Origin of the sequence: Pedobacter sp. P26 (assembly GCF_050632135.1) — a bacterium.
Lineage (GTDB): Bacteria > Bacteroidota > Bacteroidia > Sphingobacteriales > Sphingobacteriaceae > Pedobacter.
Map to the genome: position 1 here is coordinate 1,906,854 of NZ_CP192574.1, position 21,676 is coordinate 1,928,529.

Annotated in this window: 23 protein-coding genes; 16 read left to right on the forward strand and 7 right to left on the reverse strand. The window is 39.9% G+C overall.

Translation table 11 applies throughout. The annotated features are described in order from the left end of the window. Positions 1-445: 445 nt before the first annotated feature. Complete coding sequence (locus tag ACQ86H_RS08775; protein ID WP_431294529.1) at positions 446-1,522, forward strand: cation:proton antiporter; 1,077 nt, start codon at positions 446-448, stop codon at positions 1,520-1,522. Continuing rightward, positions 1,501-2,073, forward strand: a complete 573-nt coding sequence (locus tag ACQ86H_RS08780; RefSeq protein ID WP_431294530.1) for a hypothetical protein — start codon at positions 1,501-1,503, stop codon at positions 2,071-2,073. The genes ACQ86H_RS08775 and ACQ86H_RS08780 overlap by 22 nt, the downstream gene beginning before the upstream one ends. Before the next feature lie 226 nt (positions 2,074-2,299). Here ACQ86H_RS08780 and ACQ86H_RS08785 read toward each other — a convergent pair whose 3' ends face one another. From ACQ86H_RS08785 to ACQ86H_RS08815, 7 genes are all read right to left on the reverse strand, one after another. Next, the gene (locus ACQ86H_RS08785; RefSeq protein WP_431294531.1) at positions 2,300-2,581 is read right to left on the reverse strand and encodes a hypothetical protein; all 282 of its coding nucleotides are present in this window, start codon (positions 2,579-2,581) and stop codon (positions 2,300-2,302) included. After that, positions 2,569-2,841 carry a sigma 54-interacting transcriptional regulator gene (locus ACQ86H_RS08790; RefSeq protein ID WP_431294532.1) on the reverse strand — a complete coding sequence of 91 codons (273 nt, stop codon included), beginning with the start codon at positions 2,839-2,841 and terminating at the stop codon, positions 2,569-2,571. Before ACQ86H_RS08790 ends, ACQ86H_RS08785 begins: the two co-directional genes overlap by 13 nt. Continuing rightward, on the reverse strand, positions 2,789-3,160 hold the full coding sequence (locus ACQ86H_RS08795) for a sigma-54 factor interaction domain-containing protein (protein ID WP_431294533.1): 372 nt from the start codon (positions 3,158-3,160) through the stop codon (positions 2,789-2,791). The genes ACQ86H_RS08790 and ACQ86H_RS08795 overlap by 53 nt, the downstream gene beginning before the upstream one ends. A gap of 35 nt (positions 3,161-3,195) precedes the next feature. Further along, positions 3,196-4,251: a response regulator gene (locus ACQ86H_RS08800; RefSeq protein ID WP_431294534.1), complete on the reverse strand. Its 1,056-nt coding sequence runs from the start codon at positions 4,249-4,251 to the stop codon at positions 3,196-3,198. Positions 4,252-4,426: 175 nt separating this feature from the next. After that, complete coding sequence (locus tag ACQ86H_RS08805) at positions 4,427-6,343, reverse strand: sigma 54-interacting transcriptional regulator (protein WP_431294535.1); 1,917 nt, start codon at positions 6,341-6,343, stop codon at positions 4,427-4,429. 9 nt (positions 6,344-6,352) lie between these two features. Further along, positions 6,353-8,689, reverse strand: a complete 2,337-nt coding sequence (locus ACQ86H_RS08810) for a tetratricopeptide repeat-containing sensor histidine kinase (protein WP_431294536.1) — start codon at positions 8,687-8,689, stop codon at positions 6,353-6,355. Between the two features lie 21 nt (positions 8,690-8,710). Beyond that, on the reverse strand, positions 8,711-10,402 hold the full coding sequence (locus ACQ86H_RS08815; RefSeq protein ID WP_431294537.1) for a sigma-54 interaction domain-containing protein: 1,692 nt from the start codon (positions 10,400-10,402) through the stop codon (positions 8,711-8,713). A gap of 753 nt (positions 10,403-11,155) precedes the next feature. On the opposite strand from ACQ86H_RS08815, the gene ACQ86H_RS08820 reads away from it, so the two are divergent. The 14 genes from ACQ86H_RS08820 to ACQ86H_RS08885 all read left to right on the forward strand — a co-directional run bounded on the left by ACQ86H_RS08820 (position 11,156) and on the right by ACQ86H_RS08885 (position 21,670). Beyond that, positions 11,156-11,788 (forward strand): hydrolase, encoded by a 633-nt coding sequence (locus tag ACQ86H_RS08820; protein ID WP_138817942.1) that lies wholly within the window; start codon positions 11,156-11,158, stop codon positions 11,786-11,788. A 17-nt stretch (positions 11,789-11,805) separates the two neighbouring features. Further along, positions 11,806-13,185 carry an alginate export family protein gene (locus tag ACQ86H_RS08825; protein WP_431294538.1) on the forward strand — a complete coding sequence of 460 codons (1,380 nt, stop codon included), beginning with the start codon at positions 11,806-11,808 and terminating at the stop codon, positions 13,183-13,185. Positions 13,186-13,195: 10 nt separating this feature from the next. Then, positions 13,196-13,945 carry a M17 family peptidase N-terminal domain-containing protein gene (locus ACQ86H_RS08830; protein ID WP_431294539.1) on the forward strand — a complete coding sequence of 250 codons (750 nt, stop codon included), beginning with the start codon at positions 13,196-13,198 and terminating at the stop codon, positions 13,943-13,945. Between the two features lie 19 nt (positions 13,946-13,964). Next, complete coding sequence (locus ACQ86H_RS08835) at positions 13,965-15,857, forward strand: amidohydrolase (protein WP_431294540.1); 1,893 nt, start codon at positions 13,965-13,967, stop codon at positions 15,855-15,857. A 3-nt stretch (positions 15,858-15,860) separates the two neighbouring features. Next, on the forward strand, positions 15,861-16,295 hold the full coding sequence (locus ACQ86H_RS08840; protein WP_138817938.1) for a DoxX family protein: 435 nt from the start codon (positions 15,861-15,863) through the stop codon (positions 16,293-16,295). A 97-nt stretch (positions 16,296-16,392) separates the two neighbouring features. Then, the gene (locus ACQ86H_RS08845) at positions 16,393-16,794 is read left to right on the forward strand and encodes a Dps family protein (RefSeq protein ID WP_431294541.1); all 402 of its coding nucleotides are present in this window, start codon (positions 16,393-16,395) and stop codon (positions 16,792-16,794) included. 12 nt (positions 16,795-16,806) lie between these two features. Next, positions 16,807-17,172 carry a DUF1275 family protein gene (locus ACQ86H_RS08850; RefSeq protein WP_431294542.1) on the forward strand — a complete coding sequence of 122 codons (366 nt, stop codon included), beginning with the start codon at positions 16,807-16,809 and terminating at the stop codon, positions 17,170-17,172. 14 nt (positions 17,173-17,186) lie between these two features. Further along, the gene (locus ACQ86H_RS08855) at positions 17,187-17,348 is read left to right on the forward strand and encodes a hypothetical protein (RefSeq protein ID WP_431295367.1); all 162 of its coding nucleotides are present in this window, start codon (positions 17,187-17,189) and stop codon (positions 17,346-17,348) included. 149 nt (positions 17,349-17,497) lie between these two features. Then, positions 17,498-18,040: a hypothetical protein gene (locus tag ACQ86H_RS08860; RefSeq protein WP_431294543.1), complete on the forward strand. Its 543-nt coding sequence runs from the start codon at positions 17,498-17,500 to the stop codon at positions 18,038-18,040. A 74-nt stretch (positions 18,041-18,114) separates the two neighbouring features. Beyond that, positions 18,115-19,803 carry a histidine kinase dimerization/phosphoacceptor domain -containing protein gene (locus ACQ86H_RS08865; RefSeq protein WP_431294544.1) on the forward strand — a complete coding sequence of 563 codons (1,689 nt, stop codon included), beginning with the start codon at positions 18,115-18,117 and terminating at the stop codon, positions 19,801-19,803. Between the two features lie 5 nt (positions 19,804-19,808). After that, entirely contained in the window at positions 19,809-20,036 is a 228-nt protein-coding gene (locus ACQ86H_RS08870) for a VOC family protein (RefSeq protein ID WP_431294545.1), read from the forward strand. Positions 20,037-20,038: 2 nt separating this feature from the next. After that, on the forward strand, positions 20,039-20,617 hold the full coding sequence (locus ACQ86H_RS08875) for a VOC family protein (protein ID WP_431294546.1): 579 nt from the start codon (positions 20,039-20,041) through the stop codon (positions 20,615-20,617). 130 nt (positions 20,618-20,747) lie between these two features. After that, on the forward strand, positions 20,748-21,053 hold the full coding sequence (locus ACQ86H_RS08880; RefSeq protein ID WP_138817933.1) for a GNAT family N-acetyltransferase: 306 nt from the start codon (positions 20,748-20,750) through the stop codon (positions 21,051-21,053). A 2-nt stretch (positions 21,054-21,055) separates the two neighbouring features. After that, positions 21,056-21,670 (forward strand): alpha/beta hydrolase, encoded by a 615-nt coding sequence (locus tag ACQ86H_RS08885; RefSeq protein WP_431294547.1) that lies wholly within the window; start codon positions 21,056-21,058, stop codon positions 21,668-21,670. Positions 21,671-21,676: the final 6 nt, after the last annotated feature.

Genomic DNA, 21,676 nt, shown 5'->3' on the forward strand with positions numbered 1-21,676 from the left:
GTTTCCAGGAATCAGCCAAAACCAAAAAAGATGTTGATTGATCACTAAACCTGAATGTTATATCTCGTGCTTTCTGTATTACAATTTGTGATCCATTTCGTTAAGTTGTTGTTTTTTAGTTGTTTAGTGTTTGTGTTTTGATAATTTATTTGCGCTATTTCGTTAATTTACGTCGATGGTATGGTAGCGTCTGTTTTGGATTAACTATTTTAATTAAGGTTACATCATTAAGATAATGGTATTAAATTAAACACCAACTTCAGGTAGCGGTTTCAATAGCATTGAAATTTTATCAGCTTAATGATTAATTAGCCAATTGTGATGGTTTTTTAACGTAAAATCACGATATATCGTCAGTTTAATTCTTTGTTTTGTGGTTTTTTATTTGCAACAAGCTGGTTATTTGTTTATTATATTTATGGTTTGTTCTTTGTTTAGAAAAGCTATGCATTATACCCTTCTCCAGTTCCTGATTTTGCTTTTTGTTGCTTTCATGCTTATTATGCTGGCTCAAAAAGTTAAAATTTCATATCCTATATTTTTGGTTATTGCCGGTTTGGGCATTAGTTATATTCCTGGAATTCCTGCAATGTCTATCGATCCTGAGGTGATATTCCTTATTTTTCTTCCTCCTTTACTTTATGAGGCTGCCTGGTATACTTCCTGGAACGATTTCTGGCGTTGGCGCAGGCCCATCAGTTTACTGGCTTTTGGTCTGGTTATCATCACTTCTTTAGCCGTGGCTTTTTTAACTTCATCAATCATTCCGGGTTTTACGCTTGCTATGGGATTTTTATTAGGCGGAATCGTTTCACCACCAGATGCCATTGCGGCGACATCGGTACTCAAAAACATAAAAATTCCTAAACGGATAACCACTATTCTCGAGGGCGAAAGTTTGGTTAACGATGCTTCCAGTTTAATTGTACTTCGTTTTGCCCTGGCTGCGGTAATTACAGGACATTTTTCACTTTCAGAAGCCACCGGCGATTTCTTTCTAAGTACAGCAATGGGAATTGTAATTGGCCTGGCGGTGGCCCATTTACTTTATCTTATCCACCGTTTTTTGCCTACCACACCAAGTATAGATGCTGCATTAACGTTAATTTCACCGTATTTTATGTATCTGGCAGCAGAACAATTTCATTATTCGGGAGTAATGGCAGTAGTTAGCGGTGGTCTGTTTTTGTCGTACCGATCGCATGAAATTTTTGTTGATGGACAAAGTCGTTTACAGGCTGTAAATGTTTGGGCAACACTGGCTATTATACTAAATGCCTTTGTTTTTATTTTAATTGGCTTAGAACTGCCTGTAATTATAGCGGGTTTAGAAGGTTATTCGCTATGGGAGGCCATCAGTTACGGCTTAATAATTAGTGCCTTAATAATTGTGCTGCGCATTGCCTGGATTTATCCAGTTGCTTTTATTCCCCGCTGGTTATCTAAAAAAGTGAGAAATAGCGAGGCGCATCCGGGTTGGAAGGGGCCTTTAATTATAGGATGGGCAGGCATGAGGGGGTAGTTTCGTTGGCAGCAGCACTTTCATTGCCTATTACTACGGCGGCACATGTAAATTTTCCACACAGAAACTTAATCATTTTTATCACCTTTGTGGTGATTTTGGTAACACTTGTATTTCAGGGGCTTACCCTGCCGTTTATGATCAAAATGGTTCATATTGAGGAGATTGATCCATCGGTTTCTGATGAACAACAGGAAGCTACCATTAAGCGCAGGCTTTTAAGGGTTGCACTCAACCGGTTGTCGGAAATATATCCTCAGGAGGTGGAGGGCATAGTTTTAGTGCGCGGATTAAAGGAAGAACTGGAAAATCGCTTAAACCATGCATCCAAAAGATTAGAATCGCTGGAATGCGAAGAAATTGAAAACGCCGAAATGGATATTTACAACCATATTTTAAAAGACATTTATCGCGTACAAAGGAAAGAGCTACACAAAATAAGAAGGGAAAAAGAGTTTAGCGATGAAGTGATCAGACAAGAGGAAATGCAGATTGATTTATCGGATACCAAAATTCCACATACCAAAAAGGCAATGAAAAGTACCGGTTAATTAGGTTGTGTATATGTAGAGTTAGACAGATTAAGGCTTAAGTTGAGAGAGGTCTTCAGGATAGTTCAAAGATCTCTCCACTACGGTCGAGATGACGATACTTCATAGCTATTATTGCCACGCCAATGTTTTTCTGAAAAACTGATCGCTCAGGATGTTAATCAGGGAACTCAATCGACTATGGATTCGAGACTACCGACTTTGGACTAAAACCTCAACTAACTGCTTATTTAACAAATTCGAACTTTATCCCCAGTTTTTTAATTTTTGAATTTAAGGTTGTTGATGGAATATTCAGGATTTCAGCCGCCCCACCTGGTCCATATATCTTGCCTTTGCACATTTTCAAAATGCTCAGGATATGCTCCCTTTCCATTTCTTCCATGGTTTTAATCTTGAAATGGTCGCTTCCAGTATAATCTTTTGCAGTTAACGAGCCTGGAAGATCTACCTGTGTGATTGTTTCTCCCTCTGTTAATAACATCGTTCTTTCAATCAGGTGTTCCAATTCCCTGATATTTCCGGGCCAATCGTATTCCTGTAATTGATGAAGTGCTTCAGCTGAAATTCCGGTTGCACCAGAAGAATTTTTTTGCCGAATTTATAAATGAAATAGCTTACCAAAGCAGGGATATCTTCCTTACGTTGCCTTAATGCAGGCAGTTCAATAGGGAAAACATTTAACCGATAATATAAATCCAGTCGGAACCGGCCCTCAGATACTTCTTTTTCCAGGTTTCGGTTGGTGAGCCGTAATAATCCTGACATTTATCTTTTTGGTATAATTGCCACCCAAACGTTCAATTTCTTTTTCCTGCAGTACCCTTAATAGTTTAACTTGTGCCTCTAAAGTAAGTTCACCAATCTCATCTAAAAAGATCGAACCGCCATCCGCCTGTTCAAACTTGCCTATCCGTTTTTCATTTGCACCTGTGAACGAACCTTTTTCATGTCCAAAAAGCTCTGACTCGATTAAGGTTAAAGGTAAAGCAGCACAGTTTACCGTAACCAATGGTTTGTTTTTTCGCGGAGACAATTTATGGACGGTCTGAGCGATTTTTTCTTTACCGGTACCACTTTCGCCCAAAATAAGTACCGAAGTATCATCTGGTGCAACCAGTTCTAATTTTTGAAAGCAGCATGCAGCAAGATACTATTGCCAATAATACCATTAAAATCTTTCGGAATTTCGGCATTTTCCCTTTTAACGATTGGCTTTTCAATGACAGATAAATTTTGGGGAGAAATTTCCATGGCAATGTCTTTCCCATATATCACCTGATCTAAAATCATTTCCAGGCTTTTCTTAAACTGATTAATAATTCCTGTATGAACTTTTGTGTATAAATCTGAAAGGTGGTTAAAGAAAACAAACTGGAATTGTTCGCCTGCTCTTTCAATTTCGGTAACCAAAACGGATTCTAATTGATAATGATCTGAAAGTGTTTGTACCCACGGATTTTCCATCCTCAGCTTCCTAAAATCATAGCCGTTAAATATCGATTTCCCGTTATGAATAAGCGCTGTGTTGTTCCATGCTTTAAAATCACGAATGGAAACATTTACTTCCTTCAGTAAAATTTCGTTATTGAGTGTGTTAAATTTTCCGTCAGAAGAACGGACAATATTAATGTCTTTGGTAGTTGCTCGTGGATTCGATTTGGTAATCCAAACGAAATCGAATGGGACAACAGGGTATAATATTGCACTTATTTGTTTCAGCCGTTCCGAAATGGAGGCTTGCTTTTCTACAATATGTTCAATCTGTTTGTGTAATGATGGCTCTGCATGCTGGTTGTACTTTAAATCCTGCTCATGTCTGTACCGGGCAATATCCAGCATCACCATGAGGTCTTTTTCACGAAAAGGCTTTACCAAAAAACCGTAGGGAAGGGTAGCTTTGGCAGCCTCCAAAATTCCCTGATTGGTATTTGCAGAAATGTAAATAAACGGAATCCCCATTTCGGTAAGTTGACCAGCCAAATCAATACCTGTTTTATCGCCCTGTAAAAAAATATCCAGCAGTATCCAATCGGGTCCTTTAGTCGCGATTAATTCAAGCGCTTTTACCACAGATGGCGCTATCCCACACACTTTGTAACCAGCTTTTTCGAGCATGATTCTCAAATCGTTGGCTACAATAAATTCATCTTCTACAATTAAGATTTTCTGTTTCATTTTCTATTTCAGGCGAGCATAATGTAAAAACCAACATCAACAAAATATTTTGAACAGATTAATACAGTTACTTTAAGTCAAGAAAAATACCAATCCTTAAGCTTTTGTTTATCAGTGTTTTATTTTATTTATTGTTTTTTAAATTGATGATATATCGTTGATTTACTAAATATCACTACCGTCTGATATCCAGTTTTTTAATTTTAGAATTTAATGTTGTCGCCGGGATGCCCAAGAGTTCGGCTGCACCGCCAATGCCCGCGACCTTGCCTTTGCATAGCTCCAGAACCCTGATGATATGATCTCTTTCGTTGTCATTAATCGTTTTGATTCCATTTTGAGAAAGGGGTTCCTCGTTTTTGGCTCCAAGTTCGAGATGATCTGCATTAAATTTCCCATTTGAAGACAGCAGTATACTTCTTAAAATTATATGCTCCAATTCCCTGATATTGCCCGGCCAGTCATACTGCATCAGCCGGTCCATAAAATCAGTGGGAATTTCCGGAATGTTTTTACCTACGGCCATTGCATGTTTCTGAACAAAATGTTTCGTTAATAATGGGATGTCCGTTTTTCGTCGGCAAAGCGGAGGGATGTGTATCGGAAAAACGTTAAGGCGGTAAAAGAGGTCGAGCCTGAATCTGCCCTTGGCGATCTCTTTTTCTAAATTGAGGTTAGTAGCGGCAATTATTCTCAAGTCAACAGAAATAGGTGCTTTGCCGCCGATCCGTTCAATTTCCTTTTCCTGTAATACCCTGAGGAGCTTTGCCTGAAGATCGAAAGGCATTTCGCCGATCTCGTCAAGAAAGATGGTACCGCCATTGGCCTCTTCAAATTTACCAATTCTGGTATTGATAGCGCCTGTAAATGAGCCTTTTTCGTGACCAAATAAAATGGATTCGATTAAATCTGCAGGTAATGCAGCACAGTTTACGGCTACAAGGGGTTTTGTATTTCGATGTGATAAGCGGTGCAGGCTTTTAGCAATTTCTTCTTTTCCTGTTCCGCTTTCTCCGGTAATTAAAACTGATGTATCCGTAGGCGCCACAATTTTGATCTTATCTAAAACAGATAATAGGGCGCTACTTTTGCCGATAACATTTTCAAAATCTTTTTTAGTTAAAAGATAGTGGTTGCTTTCTTTGTGTAAAATTGATTGTGTTTCCACTTTTTCAAGTTCTACAATATGGACCAGTTTTTTCTCCAGGGTGCCCGATAAAAAATTGAGCAGCTCTATATGGGCAGGTTGGTAAATATTTTCAGTTCTGCTGTAAAATGAAAAGCTAATTTGATCGCCATTTTCGAGGTAGAATGTTTTGACCAGATTGGAAGATAAATGATAGGTATTGGCCATTAAGTTTTTCATTGGCGCAGCCTTTTTAACCCCTTCAAAATCATCACCAATGTAAATGGCATCCGCAGTGGTTTCTGGCACCAATTGATTGATGGCATCGTATTCTGCCCTGCTTAAACCAGTATATTTCAAAAACTCATTGGCTGTAAATAAGTCGTACTGATCAAAGTTTTTTCTGGTAATCCCGATTTCACTGTATCGTTTTCCATCTTTTGCGATGCCCGAAAGTGCAATAAAATCAAAAGGGACATAAGGTTGAAAAGCACTAGCAATAGATAGAATTTTCTTTTGCCAGGTTAACGATTTCATTGAGATATCTACAATAAAATCCTGCATAAAGCGCTCGCTGCTCATTTTCATGTTATTGCTGTTTTCCTTGCGGTACCTGGCAATATCGATGCTCATCAAAACATCACGGTCGCGGTAAGGCTTAACAATAAACCCGTAAGGACAGGTAGACTTTGCAGCCTCCAAAACCTTTTCATTAGAATTTGCAGAGATATAAATAAAAGGAATTTCGCTTTTCATCAAATCATGCGCCAGATCAATTCCGGTTAGCCTGCCTTTAAGGTAAATATCCAGGAGAACCAGATCAACCTGGTGTTTTTCTAATAGGGCCTGCGCATTTTTTACCGAGTCGGCAATGCCAATAACCTGATAGCCGGCACGCTGCAAAATCATCTGCAGATCGTGGGCAACAATAAACTCATCTTCAACGATTAGGATTTTTTCAGTCATCACGCTCGTTTAATCATTTGGTAAAAATAAATCTTCATTAGAATTGGTAAAGATCAGGCTCACCGAAACACCGTTGTAACTTTCCATAATAAAAGTCCCGTCGATTTGTGCACTCAGCCCCTTCATCAAAATGATGCCCAATGTATTGCTTTGTTCGTAATCAAAATCAGGTGCTAACCCAATGCCGTTGTCTTTAATAAACAATTCGTAACGGTCCTCCTGCTGTTCTTTTAGCTTGATTACAATTTTTCCTCCAGGCATACCCTGGAAAGCATACTTGAAAATATTGGTAATTGCTTCGTTAATAATTAGACCGAGTGGAACAGCTTTCGAAATGTCCAGTTCGAGATTTAAAATATCCAGTTCAAAACTGATCTTTTTATCGTCGTTTATACTTTCCTTTAAGTATTCAATCAACTCTACAATATAAGGCTGAATGTTTATGGTGGTAACATTTTCAGTTTGATAAAGCTTTTGATGGATCAATGCAATACTTTTTAGGCGGTGCTGACTTTCTTTTATGGCCTCAATTGCCGATAAATCTTCGAGGTAATAGCTTTGACTATTTAACAGGCTCATGGTAAGCTGCAGGTTATTCTTAACCCGATGGTGTACTTCCTTAATTAAGCTTTCTTTTTCTTCGATCAGTTTGTTTTTTTGCTGAACATTAACTTCCAGCTTAGCATAAGCGAGATCTATATCGGCCTTTTTCTTTACCAGTGTGTCATGAAGTTTCTTTTTCAACCGAAACCTGCTATAAATTAAAATGAGTACAATGGTTAAAAAGGCCAGACCAGTGAAGGTGGCATTTTTGATCCATTGAATGCGGTTGAGCTCCTGACTTTGCAATTGCGATTTCTTTCTGAGGATTTCGTTATCATTCTCCTTTTGCGCAGCCTGAAATTCAATTTTCAATCGTTCAATAGTATTTAAATTCTCCTGGCTAAGCATAGAATCTCTAAGCTTATGAAAGGCTTGCAGGTGAATAATTGCCTCAGCCGGACGATCGGTAGATAAATCTATTTTGTAAAGGATCTCATTTAACCGGATCTGTCTTGGCAAGGTCATGCTGATCTGATTTTCTCTTGCCTTTTCTGCAAATTCTAATGCAAGCTGATATTTGTTCTGGGCAAAATAAAATTCGCTGGCTGAGAAGAAAACTGAAGTTTGGAAAGGGTTAGAATATGTTTTTAAGGTAGCATCTTCCAGCAGTTTATCAAAATACACTTTAGCCAGATCGTATTTTTTTAGTGCGGCGTAACACTCGCCAAATGCCAGAAATATAAAATATTGATGCCCACTTGATGGATTGCCAACCTCGCTCCATGTTTTTTGCAGTATAAACAGTGCTTTTTTAGCCTCACCTAATTTTATCATTTGGCTGGTGATGGCATACGCTGTAATAAAGCGGAAAGGGTCTTTTTTGTCTGGACCGTTAAGGGTTTTGCTGTACCATGAAATGCTTTCTTTAGCTTTACCCATAGCCTCGTAAGCAGAACCCACTCTGTTTAAATAAGTGCCAAGCACTTCCTCATGATTGCTTTGAGCTGTTTTTACGCTGAGCAATGCATAGTTCAGTGCTTTACTGAGTTCTCCTTTTCTTTCGTAGACTGCCGAAAGTAAATCGTAAGCCATTGGCAGATCGGGAAGTTTGAATTTCTTATCTAAAGCAATCACCTCGAAAAGTTCTTTTATCGATAAATCAAATTTTTCTTCCTCCAGATGGAAGTCGGCCATTGTTTTGAGGAGCGTTGCCTCTTTGTATTTGTCATCGAAAGAGGTGCCGATTTCTTTATATAAGGCATGTGCATTGGCTGCCCGATTGTAGAATGTTCTGTTTTTATAATCCGAAACGGTATCAGGAACATTAATGTAATAAGAATACCAGGCGCTGGCTTCAAAATGTTTGTTACCAATTTTTTTTGCAATAGCAATTGCCTTTTCATAGGTGAGTGCCTGCTGCTCTCTTAAGCGCTGCTTATTCAAGAACACGGCGTAAACCATCAGCGTATGGAATTCCCAGTTTGAAGATTTGAGTTGATTACTTAAAAAGTGCGCTTTTTGCAGATAAGGTAGTGCCTTTGCTAAATTTTCTCGTTTGTTTTCTTGTTGATTGATGAAATGATTTGCAATCTTAATCAGGTATTTTACCCGGTTTGTATCGGGGACGGATCCGGCAAGCAGTTTGTTCAGTTTTTGAAGTGAGTCTTTTTGATTTAAGTTGTTTTCCTGGATAATAGTTGAACTACTATGGCCTTTGAATATCACTAAACTGAAAATTCCGATCATAACCATGCAAATCACTAATTTATTGGTGTATTTGTGAAGTACAATGTTTCGAATCATTCTGTTTAATCTCATCCGTAATTATTTGTTTAGGATATGTTCCCGTTTAATTTTGAATTTTTTGATTTTAGAATTGAGGGTCGTTGCCGGAATATTTAAGATTTCTGCAGCCCCGCCAATGCCGGATATTTTGCCATTGCAACGTTTTAGTATTGATAGAATGTGGTCGCGCTCGTTTTCGTGGATGCTTTTTATTTTTTCCTCATCTATATTGTTAATGGCCTCATTTCTATCTATTTTAGGTAGGTGGATCTCTTTTAGGATGTTGCCTGATGTTAACAGTAAGCTCCGCTCAATAAGGTGTTCCAGCTCCCTTACATTTCCTGGCCAGGGGTAAAGCATCAATTTATTCAATGCGCTTTTGGATATGGTGTTTACCTGCCGCCCGGTTTTCTTCGAAATGCGTTCTATGAAAAATGCTGCCAGGTGTGGGATGTCATCTAATCTATCCCTTAATGGTGGAATAGAGATTGGAAATACGTTCAACCTGTAATACAAGTCGCTTCTAAAATTCCCTTTTTCTACCTCTTTTAACAGATTCCTGTTGGTTGCGGCTATAATTCTGACATTTGTTTTAATTACACCTTTACCGCCAATGCGCTCAATTTCTTTTTCCTGTAGCGCTCTTAGTAATTTTACCTGAAGGTCAAGCGGGAGCTCGCCAATTTCATCCAAAAACAGCGTGCCGTTATGGGCCAGTTCGAATTTTCCGATCCTTCGTTCTGTTGCGCCCGTAAAACTGCCTTTTTCATGGCCGAAGAGTTCACTCTCAGCCAAATTAGGAGGTATTGCTGCACAATTGATTTTAACCATCAATTCATTGTATCGAAGTGAAGAATTGTGTATCGCCCTTGCAATGAGTTCTTTTCCGGTTCCTGTTTCCCCAATAATCAGCACAGTACTGTCGGTGGCTGCCACAGCATCAATCAGTTGGAAAACACTTTTCAACGACTCGCTCTGTCCGATGATTTCTGTATGATTGTATTTATGCTGGATCTCTTCCTGCAGGTAACTTTTTTCTTCTTCTAATTTTTGTTTGTATTCATTAATTTCTATAAGCTGCTGTTCAATTTTTTCGTTTGCCAGGATGTTTGATATGGCTATCGAAATTTGCAGCGAAATGCCATGAAGCAGATCAAAATAAATATTCGATAACGAGTTTGCGTTTTTAGTGTAGAGGTAAAAGAAACCGATACAGCCTGATCGATCTACCATTTTGAGGCCGATCATTTCTTTGATACCTTTGTTATGCCAAAATCCCAGCCATGCCGGCGCATCAGCCCATGCTAAAACCTCTTCAACATTGAAAACGATTGGTTTTTCAGATGAAATCATCGCCCTGCACATGCCATCATCCAGCGTGTATTTTTCTGAAGCTTTAGGCGCTATGCCAGCTGTTTTAAGAAAATCTTCTTTCTGGTTGTAGATAAAAGCACTGTGCGTTTCCTCATCATCGTTGATCAAACAGATAACAAAATCATCAAAATCAAACAGTTTTTTTAGTTTTTGATCGATGACATCGAACAAATCAATTTTGTTGCGTATAGAAGCGATTGAATTACTTAAAGATAACAGTGCCGCGGATTCTATTTCCTTTTGTTTAAGCTTTTTAAGCAGTAAAGTGTTCTCTTTTTCGAGAGCGGAGGCCTCGTTTGGGTCGAGGTGAGTATGCTTAATGTTGCGAAGTCCAGATAGATTACTCTTGCTTTCCATGAAGCTAAGGTAGGATTTATAAATTAAAAAATGATTTCAGATAGATTAAACGTGTAACGATATTTCGTTAGTATGCATTTTAATTGTTTGATTATTAAAATTTTATAATGTTTTGTTGTGTATACTTTTTTTATAATATTTCGTTATTGTATTCTAAATCATTTATCCCGCAGATTTAGGAGATTTCCGCAGAAGTTTCGTCATTGCTAGGAGGAACGACGAAGCAATCTTACTACTATAGAGGGGGCTACTAAATAGCGAAAGCATTAATTGCTTCGTGCCTCAGCAATGACGATTCGCCGATAGCAGTCATCTCCATTACAATGTTTAAGGGAATTAGGTAAACACTTAACTCTGTGTGCTTTGTGCCTTCCTTTGTGCCCTTTGTGGTTAAAAGATGGAAGGTGTAACATGGATAATGGAATAGTACACCCAACTCTGTGCACTTTGTGCCTTCCTTTGTGTTCTTTGTGGTTAAAAGAACATGCCTTTTTCTTTGCGGTAAAAAATAATAAGCTATCCACCCAACTCTGTTTTTCTCCTTTTCTCTGTGGTTAAAAAACGCATAAACTAAATTGCGTGCTCTGCGCCTTCCCCTTATCGTTCTTTGCGGTAAAAGCAAAAGTAAAATTCGTAAATCAACGATATATGGTTAATCCTAAATAATGTATTTTTATGTAAGTTGTTGATATGTAGTGCTTTATTTGGTGGTATATTTCTTGGAACAATGAGGGAAACATAAAATATTTAATTATGAAACCATCACCAGACTTATTATCTCCTGAAAACCATGCATTAGTATTAATCGATTATGAAGGACAAATGGCTTTTGCTACAAAAAGCATCTCCATTACCGAACTTCGTACCAATGTGGCTATTATTTGCGGCGCATCTAAAATCTTTAACGTTCCGACCATTGTAACCACAGTTGCTGAAGAATCGTTTTCTGGTCCTGTTTTTCCTGAAGTTGAAGAATTTTATCCTCAGGCTACTTCAAATTATATCGACAGAACTTCAATGAATACCTGGGAAGATGAACCCGCTTACAAAGCTATTACTGGAACAGGGAAAAAGAAAATTGTATTGGCTGGCCTTTGGACAGGCGTATGCATTGTTGGCCCGGCTTTATCAGCCTTATCAGAAGGTTTTGACGTTTTTGTGATCACCGATGCCTGTGGCGATGTAAGCAATGAAGCGCATGAGCGTGCCATTCAAAGAATGGTGCATGCAGGTGTAAAACCGGTAACTGCTGTACAATACATCCTTGAGCTACAAAGAGACTGGGCCAGAACCGAAACTTATGAGCCTGTAACCACCTTGATGAAAAAATATGGTGCAGGTTATGGTATTGGTATCCAGTACGCACACAAAATGATAAAACACTAATTGTCATTTAAGATAAAATGAACATTAATTATCCCCGTTGGACGATTATAGCGGTAGTTTGTACTTGCTTTTCGATAGCAGGTGCATCCGGTCAAAGCATCAGGCTTATGCGCTACGATGAGGATTATAGCAATCTGAAAGATTCGGACAGGAATTTATACAATACCTTAAAATTCCTGCCGCTTTCAAAAAATAAAAAAGTATACCTCAGTTTTGGTGGCGAGATCAGGGAGGAATATGGAGGTAAAATCAATGAGGATTGGATCAAAGATCAAGGTTTCAATTATTCTTTTTTACAACGTTATTCGCTATATGCCGATTTAAATATTGGAGAAAGATTGCGGTTTTTTGCTCAGGTGAACAGTGCGCTCGAAAATGGGAGTAAGTACGGGCCATCTCCGGTTGATGAAGATCAGCTTGCAGTGCAAAATCTTTTCGCAGAATACAGGATACTTAAAGACTCATCGAATAAATTGGCCATACGGGTGGGCAGACAGGAAATTAATTATGGTTCGGGCAGGTTGATTTCTGTGCGGGAGGGTACAACCGTTAGGCAGTATTTTACAGGCGCCAAACTGATGTATGCAACACCCCGGTTTTCGCTCGATGCATTTGTTTTAGAAGCCGATGAAGTTAATTTTGGGGTATTTGACAATCGTCTAAGCCATCAGGCTAATCTTTGGGGCGCTTATTCCAACCTCAATATCCAGAAAGGTGGAAACTTCGATTTCTACTATTTAGGCATTAGGCGTGACAATGCAGAATTTGAAGAAGGTATAGCGCAGGAAGCGCGGCATACTTTAGCTACCCGATATTGGAAAAGTGGCGGTGGTTTTATTTACAATATAGAAGCCGCCTATCAGTTCGGGAAATTTGGAAACGGCCATATCAATGCCTGGACAATGGCCCTTGAATTTGGTTATACTTTCGAAAAAACCAAATTTAAACCTTCTTTTAACTTGCGAAACGACTACATCTCAGGTGATCAAAAAGCAGGGGATAGGAAACTGCAAACCTTTAATCCTTTATATCCGAAAGGGGGCTATTTTGGTTTTAATCCACTCATTGGGCCATCAAATTTAATTGATTTACATCCCTATTTAACACTAAGCTTAACCGATAAATTAAGTGTCCAGGCTGATGTGGTTTTCAACTGGAGATATTCATTAAACGATGGGATTTATCGTCCGGGTGGAAATTTTAACACTGCAGGTTCCCTGTCCGGTCACCGGTTTATCGGTACAACCTATCTGCTCAGCGCGGATTATAAAATTAATAATAACCTTTCATTGAGTTGTGGGGGACAATATTTCAGGGTTGGTGATTTCATCAAAGATATCGTACCGCTCTGGGACAATTCAAAGTTTTTTAATGCTCAGGTATCATACAAATTTTAAACATAAGAAAATGAACTTCACTAAACAATCAAAATCTGCGCTACAAAACATCAGGGTAGCGGTAATTATATTTTCAGTATTTATTACAGGAACAGCATTTGCACAAACTACTACCGCACTGGGAACAGCCAAAGTTTGGGGTACGGTAGATGGAATCGCCATCGAAGGCGTAGTTCAGGGGCCATCGGCACAGGTTAGCGATTTGCAGATTGCCTGTGTTTTCGAATACACTGAAGGCGATATTTTTAATTCTCCACCAGCACTTCCGCCAGCTCTAAATGGTTTGGTACACCTGGATCAGGATCTGAAAGGTTTGATCACTGAAATCCGCAAAAGCGGCAAGTTTCTGGGGCATGCCAACGAAACCATTTTAATTTCTCCGCCAAAGGGAACCATAGGGGGTAAACGCCTGCTTTTAATCGGTCTTGGCGATCGGAATAAATTTACACCGGAACTGATGATCGGAGTTGGCAGTATCGCCATGCGGGAAGCACTTAAACTGGGTGTAAACAACTTTTCTTTTGCAAGCGATTTAAAAGATGCGGGGATCGACTCACCAACTGCATTGGTTGCCGGCAACGTGGTGAAAGGTATTTTCGAAGCCTACAGAACCCAAACCTGGTTAAAAGAAAAGAATATGGCAACCTTTAAACCGGTTGTTAAAGTGATTCTTTTAGCGGGACCGGCTTTTTTACAACCGCTGGAGAAGGCATTCAGGAAGCAATTGCTGCCATTAAAAATTAAGATCTCAAACAGTTAATTCCTAAAAAGAAAATACCATGGATGCAGATATAATCTTATTCAATGGCAAGGTACATACCATTGCCAAACAAAAGGAAGAAATAACAGCGGTTGCCATTAAGGACGGGAAGTTTATCGCCATTGGTAATGATAGCGATATTATGAATTTTTCGGGTTCTGCAACAAGGCTGATCGACCTTAGCAAAAAACGGGTAGTTCCTGGCATTAACGATTCGCACATTCACTTAATCCGGGGTGGATTAAATTTCAATCTGGAACTGCGCTGGGATGGCGTTCCATCATTGGCCGATGCCTTGCGGATGCTCAAAGAACAAGTAGATATTACCCCGTCGCCACAATGGGTACGTGTAGTTGGAGGCTGGTCTGAATTTCAGTTTGCCGAGAGAAGAATGCCAACACTCGAAGAAATAAATGCCATTGCGCCCGAAACGCCAGTTTTTATTCTGCATTTATATGACCGTGCATTTATGAACCGTGCTGCGCTTAAAGCAGTTGGATATACAAAAGATACGCTATCTCCGCCGGGCGGAGAAATCCAGAGAGATGCAAAGGGAGAACTTACCGGATTGATCATCGCAAGCCCGAATGCCATGATTTTATATTCCACTTTAGCCAAAGGGCCAAAACTGTCTTACGAACATCAGGTAAATTCTACCCGTCATTTTATGACAGAATTAAACCGTTTTGGTATTACCAGTGTAATTGATGCAGGTGGAGGTTTTCAGAATTTTCCTGACGATTATAAAGTAGTAAATGAACTGAACGCGCAAAAGCAACTTACTGTTCGCATTGCCTACAATTTGTTCTCCCAGCGCCCAAAGCAGGAATTTGAAGATTTCGATAACTGGACCAATACCGTAAAACTTTATCAGGGTGATGATATGTACCGCCACAATGGGGCAGGTGAGATGCTGGTTTTCTCAGCAGCCGATTTCGAAGATTTTCTTCAACCCAGGCCAGACCTGTCGGATAATATGGAACCCGAATTGGAGCGTGTAGTACGTTTGCTGGTCGAAAAAAGATGGCCTTTCAGGCTTCATGCCACATATAACGAAAGCATTAGCCGCTTTTTGAATGTTTTTGAAAAGGTAAATAAAGACATTCCTTTTGCAGGTTTGCCCTGGATTTTCGACCATGCCGAAACCATTGATGAGCGGAATATCGAACGTGTAAAAGCATTGGGTGGTGGTATTGCAATCCAAAGCAGAATGGCTTATCAGGGCGAATATTTCACCGAACGTTATGGAGCAAAAGCCACGCTACAAACGCCACCAGTAAAGAAAATGCTCGAAATGGAAGTTCCTGTGGGTGGCGGTTCTGATGCTACACGCGTAAGCAGTTATAATCCGTGGGTTTCTATGTTTTGGCTAACGGCAGGTAAAACTGTGGGCGGTTTAAAAATCTACAATGAAGATACTGTTTTATCAAGGGAAACTGCTTTAGAGCTGTATACCAGAGGCAGCGCATGGTTTTCGAACGAACAGCAAAAGAAAGGGGATATTAAAGTGGGTATGCTGGCCGATTTGGCCGTATTGAATCACGATTACTTCCAGGTGGCCGATGAGCAGATCAAAAGTATCGAATCTGATTTAACCATTGTTGATGGTAAGATTGTTTATGCCAAAGGCGATTTCTCTTCCTTTTCACCACCAAAAATCCCGATTCTACCAGACTGGTCGCCGACGAAAAGTTATAACGGATATTATTCTCCGGCCACTCATCAAAAAAATCAACAGGGAAAAACAAAAGGCGCTAGTGGTGCCGATTCTGTTTTAGCGATGGTGCATTCCTGCGTGGGCAGTTGTAATGTGCACAACCACAATCACGATGCGGCTAGAACCAGTAACCTGCCTGTAAACAATTACACTGCATTTTGGGGCGCATTGGGTTGTTCATGTTTTGCTTTTTAAAATATGGAAAATATCATTAAATACCTTTTATATTCTGATTTGGGATCAGACCTTAATAACTGGGCGGTACTTATTTTCAGGGTACTGCTCATGCTCGAGCTCTTCAGGGTTCATGGAATGAAAAAGTTCCGGGTTCAAAATGGAGAAAAGGAGCATGTACCCAATCCCCTGGGATTGCCCGATAAACTGAATGGTTTAGTAGCTACCTTTTCTGATACGCTTGTACCATTTCTCGTGGCCATAGGTTTAGGAACAAGGCTTTTCCTACTCCCGTCTATAGGCGTAACGGCAATTGGTTACTTTGTAGTGCATAGAAAAGATTCAATAGAAGTGCGCGATGTACCCTACATGTATACGCTGGCGATGCTTTTTTTATGGGTAATCGGACCTGGTACTATTTCAATAGATCATTATTTATTCAATACACTTTTTAATTAATATAAACATCAAAATCACAAAATCATGGAAGCTAAAATTGGAATCAGCGCAGAGAATCTTGCAGAGGTTGCACATTCATTAAGCAAAATTCTTGCGGATGAATACGTTTTATACACTAAAACACGCAAAAGCACACTGGAACGTAGAAGGACCAGACTTTTACAACAAACACAAATTTTTCGAAGAACAATACACACAATTGGAAGATATTGTTGATGAAGTTGCAGAACGCATCCGCAAACTGGGTCACTATGCCCCCGCGTCACTTAAACAGTTTCTGGAATTAACACATTTGACTGAAGACGACCGTGGCAAAAACGATGCGCCAACTTTTATCAAAATGTTGCTTGCCGATCACGAAAGTATTTTAATTCATTTAAGAGAAAACATCAACAATTATGCGGGTGCATTGAAAGATGCCGGAACAAGTGATTACATCACAGGCTTGATGGAAACACATGAAACCATGGCCTGGATGTTAAGGGCTCATTTATCATAAATAAAAGACAGAATGGAAGAAAAACAGAATAATATCTGGTTTGTAACCCTCATCTTAACCATTATAGCTGGTTATTGTGATACAATTACCTTTGTAGCCGCCGACAAAATTTTCTCTGCACATGTTACCGGTAACTTTATTGTATTCGCTTATCAAATGATCAAAGGCTCTGATGGCGATGCATGGATCAAGCTGCTAACTTTCCCAATATTTATGCTCTCGGTTATGGCTGGTGGCTGGATATCGGCGAGATTTTCGAACAGGCATTTTCTGCTTTTATGCGAAGGGATTATTCTTTTGCTGGGGGGACAATCGCCTATTCGCTCGGCTATATCGATAATGGAGAAATTACCTGGCCGATGTACCTGGTTACCATGATTGTTGTTTTTGCCATGGGTTTACAAAACGCCTTCGGGAAACTTTTTGCAAAAGAAACCTATGGGCCAACAACTATGATGACGGGGAATGTAACCCAGTTCGCACTTGATATCAGGTCTTTTTGCAATTCTGGTTTTAAAAATGCCGATTTCCTTTCGGGCGTAAAAAAGGACTGATCACGCTCGGCGGTTTTTTAACCGGATGTCTGCTAGGGGCGTGGATCGGGCAGCTCTTTGGTCTGGTTGGTATTGTGTTACCCGGCGTTGCCATGGTTATTTGCTATTACAGTACAAAACCAGGTATAAACGATGTTAAACTTTAAAAAATGTGGACCAGAAATAGCGCAATCATTTTATTAAGCAAGAACATCAAATTTTTGTTGATCGCTTTTGTTCTGATAAACCCTGTCTTTGTAAAAGGGCAGGGCATCAGGACAAAAGCAGAGGTAGAAGTTGCTGAAATAAAACTGCGCAGGCTTGGACAAACTGAAAATAAGGTCGATTTGTTAGTGGATGCAGGGACATATTACCTCAATTTACCTGGCGAAGTAAAAGCAGATTTAGCTACTGCGATGAATCTCCAGGGGCAAGCTTTTGGCCTGGCTCAAAAAATCGAATATCCTAGAGGGATAGCAAGAAGTATAGTGCTCAAAGGCAATATTCTCCGCGAATCAGGAGATAAGGCTGGAAGTACTAAAACCTATAATCAGGCAATCGCTTATACGAGCAAATTCGACCTGAAAGATCAGTTGGCAGAAGCTTATGCGGCAATAGGGGCACTTTTTAGCAATGAAGGAACGGATCTTGAAAAAAGATTGGCTACAATGAAAAATCGCTGGCTTTATACCGTCAGACTGGCAATAAGTTAGAAGAGGGTAACTCGCTTAAAAACCTGGGCGATTATTACAATATAAAAGGCCAACCGGCTTATGCCATTAAACTGATGGATTCATCACTCGCGGTTTACAGAGCCATTGGATTTAAGGAATTACAGGGTGTTTATAACAATATGTGTATCACCAATATTAGCCTTGGTAATTTTTCAAATGCACTCAAATACGGTTTGCTGGCTGAGAAAACGGCAGACCAACTGGCGGATACAAGTTTACAGCGAAGTTCGATAAACAACCATTTGGGGTTAACGTATTATTACCTGAGGAATGATCAGAAAGCCTTGGCTTACTGGTTGGAGGCCAAAAGAATTGCAGAACGGTATAAAGATGCCGGTTACATGCAAACCATTATGGCCAATGTGGCCACCATTTATGTTAGGATGAAAAAGTTTGAAGAGGGGATAGCGGCGCTGAAGGAACTGATTAAAAAATATCCGCCTACTGATACCCAAATGAAGCTGCGGATCCCATACATTTTGTTTAACACCTATTACGATATTGAGCAGTATGGCAAGGCCGAGCCCTATTTTAAGGAATTGCAAAAGTTTCACCACGATCTGCCTAAGGATGATCCGAATCAGATCTATTTATACCGCAGTATCATCCGGAAACTGATCCATGATAAACAGTTTGTAGCTGCAGATGGTTATTTAAAAGAACATGAAAAGCAAAGTTTACAGCAGAAAAACTTACTGGCGCTTTCGCAGTTGCACAGGCTTTGGTTTGATGTAGATTCGGCACTAAATAGGCCTTGGTCGGCAGTAGCACATTATAAAACCTATAAAAGATTAACCGATTCTATCTGGAATAACGATAAGAACAAGCAAATTTCGGGTTTAGAAATTGAATACCAAACCGAGAAAAAGGATAAAGACATCGCGTTGCTTAGCCAGAAAAACCAATTGCAGAAAGCTGCGATCGAAAATGAAGGCAGGCTGAGGTATATATTTATCGCCGGTCTTTTGATTGCCGCCATGTTTGTGGGATTGATTTATAACCGTTATCGGCTAAAAAGGCGCAGCAACCTCGTTTTAGAACAAAAGCAGGGCGAAATCAACGCGCAGAACGAACTGCTCAGGAAAATACTCAACGAGAAAGAATGGTTGCTGCGTGAAATCCATCACCGGGTTAAAAATAACCTGCAGATTGTCATTAGCCTACTCAATACCCAGTCGGCTTACCTGGATAATGAAGATGCCTTGGTGGCCATCAGAAATAGCCAGAACCGCATGCATGCCATGTCGCTCATCCACCAGAAGCTTTATCAATCTGATAATCTGGCTGAAATTGATATGAAGTGGTACATCAAAGAACTGGTCGATTATATGATCGAGTGTTTTGGTACTGATAATAAAATCCAGTTCACATTAGAAACAGAGGCCATTAAATTAGATGTTGCACAGGCCGTTCCGCTTGGCTTAATCCTGAATGAGGCCATTAGCAATGTGATTAAATATGCGTTCCCGGCTGATAAAAAAGGTAAAGTGCATATTTCTTTCCTGTTTATAGGCGAGGAGATCTGCGAACTGAAAATCGCGGATACCGGGATCGGTTTACCAGAAGGTTTCGATCCTGAAAATACCGAATCACTAGGGATGAGTTTAATGACCGGCCTTACCGAACAGCTTAACGGTGAGATTAAAATGTGGAATGATGATGGCCTCGTGCTTGATGTCATCTTTAAACGTCACAACGAATTAATTACAGAGACCTCAGCATTATTAATCAATAAAAATTAAACGATATGAATAACAATATTTTAGGCTTGCACCACATCACGGCGATTGCAGGCAATGCACAGCAAAACTTCGATTTTTACACCAAAATATTGGGTTTAAGATTGGTGAAAAAGACGGTAAACTTTGATGATCCGGGTACCTATCATCTTTATTATGGCGATGAAACCGGATCAGCAGGAACGATTCTTACTTTTTTCCCTGGGATGGTATTGGCCAGGGGATCGAAGGAGTAGGTATGGCAACAGAAATTGGCTACTCGGTACCTGCAGATAGTCATGCATTCTGGTTAGAGCGATTTGGCACAGCTAACATTAAAACAAAAGAAATTACCGAACGTTTTGGAGAGCAGGTATTGGCTTTTAAAGATCCGGACGGCCTGTCGCTGAGTTTAATTGTGCCTAATATAGCAGATACAAGAACGCCATGGGAAACCGCTGATGTTAAAAAAGATGCAGCAACCAAAGGTTTTCATAGCACCACTTTAACCTTGCAAAGTATAGATGAAACAGCAAAAGTACTTACCGATCTGTTTGGTTACCGTTTATTGGCGCAGGAAGGAAACCGTTACCGTTTCATTACCGATACCGTAGAAAATGCAGCCATTGTCGATCTGCTGGAAGTTCCGGTTGGTCACAGGGGAAGAAATGCTGCAGGTACAAACCATCATGTTGCATTCCGTGTTAAAAATGAAGAGATTCAAATGGAATTAAGGGAACAGATTTTGAGTAAAAATTTACAGATCACCCCAAAAATTGACCGAGACTATTTTTATTCCTTATATTTCCGTGAACCAGGGGCGTACTTTTCGAGATAGCAACCGAAAACCCGGGCTTTACCGTTGATGAGCCTTTAAATGAATTGGGTACTCATTTAATGTTGCCACACCAACACGAGCATTTACGTGGCGATTTAGAAAAATTACTACCAAAACTAACTTAGAAAATATGGCACAAGTAAAATTAAACATTCAGGAAGGCGAACCAAGTTCGTTCGATATTTATGATGAAGACGGAAAAGTCGGCGAAATGATTTTCGACATCAAGGATAAGGATTTAACCGTTTACCATACCGAAGTAGATCCTTCAAAAGAAGGAAAAGGTTATGCCAAAATGCTGCTTGATGCGATGGTGGCCTATGTCCGTGAAAACAAATTGATGGTCATCCCGATGTGTCCTTATGTGCACATCCAGTTCAGACGGCACGAAGATTTATACCAGGATATCTGGAACAAAGTAAAAGAAGAAGAATAGCGATGATAGAACTTATAAAAGCAGGAAAAAGCTTTGATCAGGCTGAAAAAGTGCTGATCATAATCCATGGTCGTGGCGGAACGGCACAGGATATTTTATCAATGGCAAGATATCTAAATGTTTCTGAGTTTGCATTGGTAGCGCCGCAAGTTGCAGGTAACACCTGGTATCCGCAATCATTTTTAGCGCCGCGGGAATATAACGAACCTTCCTTATCTAATGCTTTAAACACCATAAAAGAAACTGTGCTAGATCTGGAAAAAGAAGGTTTTTCAAAAGAACAGATCTACTTTCTGGGTTTTTCGCAGGGTGCCTGCTTAACGCTCGATTTCGTGGCCGCAAATGCGGCACGTTATGGTGGAGTGGTGGCTTTTACAGGTGGTCTTATCGGCGAAGAGCTAGATCACCGCAATTATCACGGCGATTTTGATGGAACACCAATCTTTATTGGAAGTAGCGATCCCGATATGCATGTACCTGTATCGAGAGTAAAAGAATCAACAGTTTTACTCGAAGAAATGGGGGCTCAGGTTACCGAAATTATTTACGAAAACATGGGACATACCATCAGTCAGGCAGAAATTGCACAGGTGAATAAGTTAATCTTTAAGGATTAATGCCGA

Coding starts and splice junctions, on each gene's coding strand:
- ACQ86H_RS08825 (WP_431294538.1), top strand. CDS start 11,806: ATGAACATTAATTATCCCCGTTGGACGATTATAGCGGTAGTTTGTACT.
- ACQ86H_RS08860 (WP_431294543.1), top strand. CDS start 17,498: ATGTGGACCAGAAATAGCGCAATCATTTTATTAAGCAAGAACATCAAA.
- ACQ86H_RS08865 (WP_431294544.1), top strand. CDS start 18,115: ATGGATTCATCACTCGCGGTTTACAGAGCCATTGGATTTAAGGAATTA.
- ACQ86H_RS08820 (WP_138817942.1), top strand. CDS start 11,156: ATGAAACCATCACCAGACTTATTATCTCCTGAAAACCATGCATTAGTA.
- ACQ86H_RS08870 (WP_431294545.1), top strand. CDS start 19,809: ATGAATAACAATATTTTAGGCTTGCACCACATCACGGCGATTGCAGGC.
- ACQ86H_RS08790 (WP_431294532.1), bottom strand. CDS start 2,841: ATGTCAGGATTATTACGGCTCACCAACCGAAACCTGGAAAAAGAAGTA.
- ACQ86H_RS08880 (WP_138817933.1), top strand. CDS start 20,748: ATGGCACAAGTAAAATTAAACATTCAGGAAGGCGAACCAAGTTCGTTC.
- ACQ86H_RS08845 (WP_431294541.1), top strand. CDS start 16,393: ATGAATACGTTTTATACACTAAAACACGCAAAAGCACACTGGAACGTA.
- ACQ86H_RS08855 (WP_431295367.1), top strand. CDS start 17,187: ATGGGTTTACAAAACGCCTTCGGGAAACTTTTTGCAAAAGAAACCTAT.
- ACQ86H_RS08830 (WP_431294539.1), top strand. CDS start 13,196: ATGAACTTCACTAAACAATCAAAATCTGCGCTACAAAACATCAGGGTA.
- ACQ86H_RS08810 (WP_431294536.1), bottom strand. CDS start 8,689: ATGATTCGAAACATTGTACTTCACAAATACACCAATAAATTAGTGATT.
- ACQ86H_RS08780 (WP_431294530.1), top strand. CDS start 1,501: ATGGGCAGGCATGAGGGGGTAGTTTCGTTGGCAGCAGCACTTTCATTG.
- ACQ86H_RS08815 (WP_431294537.1), bottom strand. CDS start 10,402: ATGGAAAGCAAGAGTAATCTATCTGGACTTCGCAACATTAAGCATACT.
- ACQ86H_RS08875 (WP_431294546.1), top strand. CDS start 20,039: ATGGCAACAGAAATTGGCTACTCGGTACCTGCAGATAGTCATGCATTC.
- ACQ86H_RS08800 (WP_431294534.1), bottom strand. CDS start 4,251: ATGAAACAGAAAATCTTAATTGTAGAAGATGAATTTATTGTAGCCAAC.
- ACQ86H_RS08805 (WP_431294535.1), bottom strand. CDS start 6,343: ATGACTGAAAAAATCCTAATCGTTGAAGATGAGTTTATTGTTGCCCAC.
- ACQ86H_RS08850 (WP_431294542.1), top strand. CDS start 16,807: ATGGAAGAAAAACAGAATAATATCTGGTTTGTAACCCTCATCTTAACC.
- ACQ86H_RS08775 (WP_431294529.1), top strand. CDS start 446: ATGCATTATACCCTTCTCCAGTTCCTGATTTTGCTTTTTGTTGCTTTC.
- ACQ86H_RS08885 (WP_431294547.1), top strand. CDS start 21,056: ATGATAGAACTTATAAAAGCAGGAAAAAGCTTTGATCAGGCTGAAAAA.
- ACQ86H_RS08840 (WP_138817938.1), top strand. CDS start 15,861: ATGGAAAATATCATTAAATACCTTTTATATTCTGATTTGGGATCAGAC.
- ACQ86H_RS08835 (WP_431294540.1), top strand. CDS start 13,965: ATGGATGCAGATATAATCTTATTCAATGGCAAGGTACATACCATTGCC.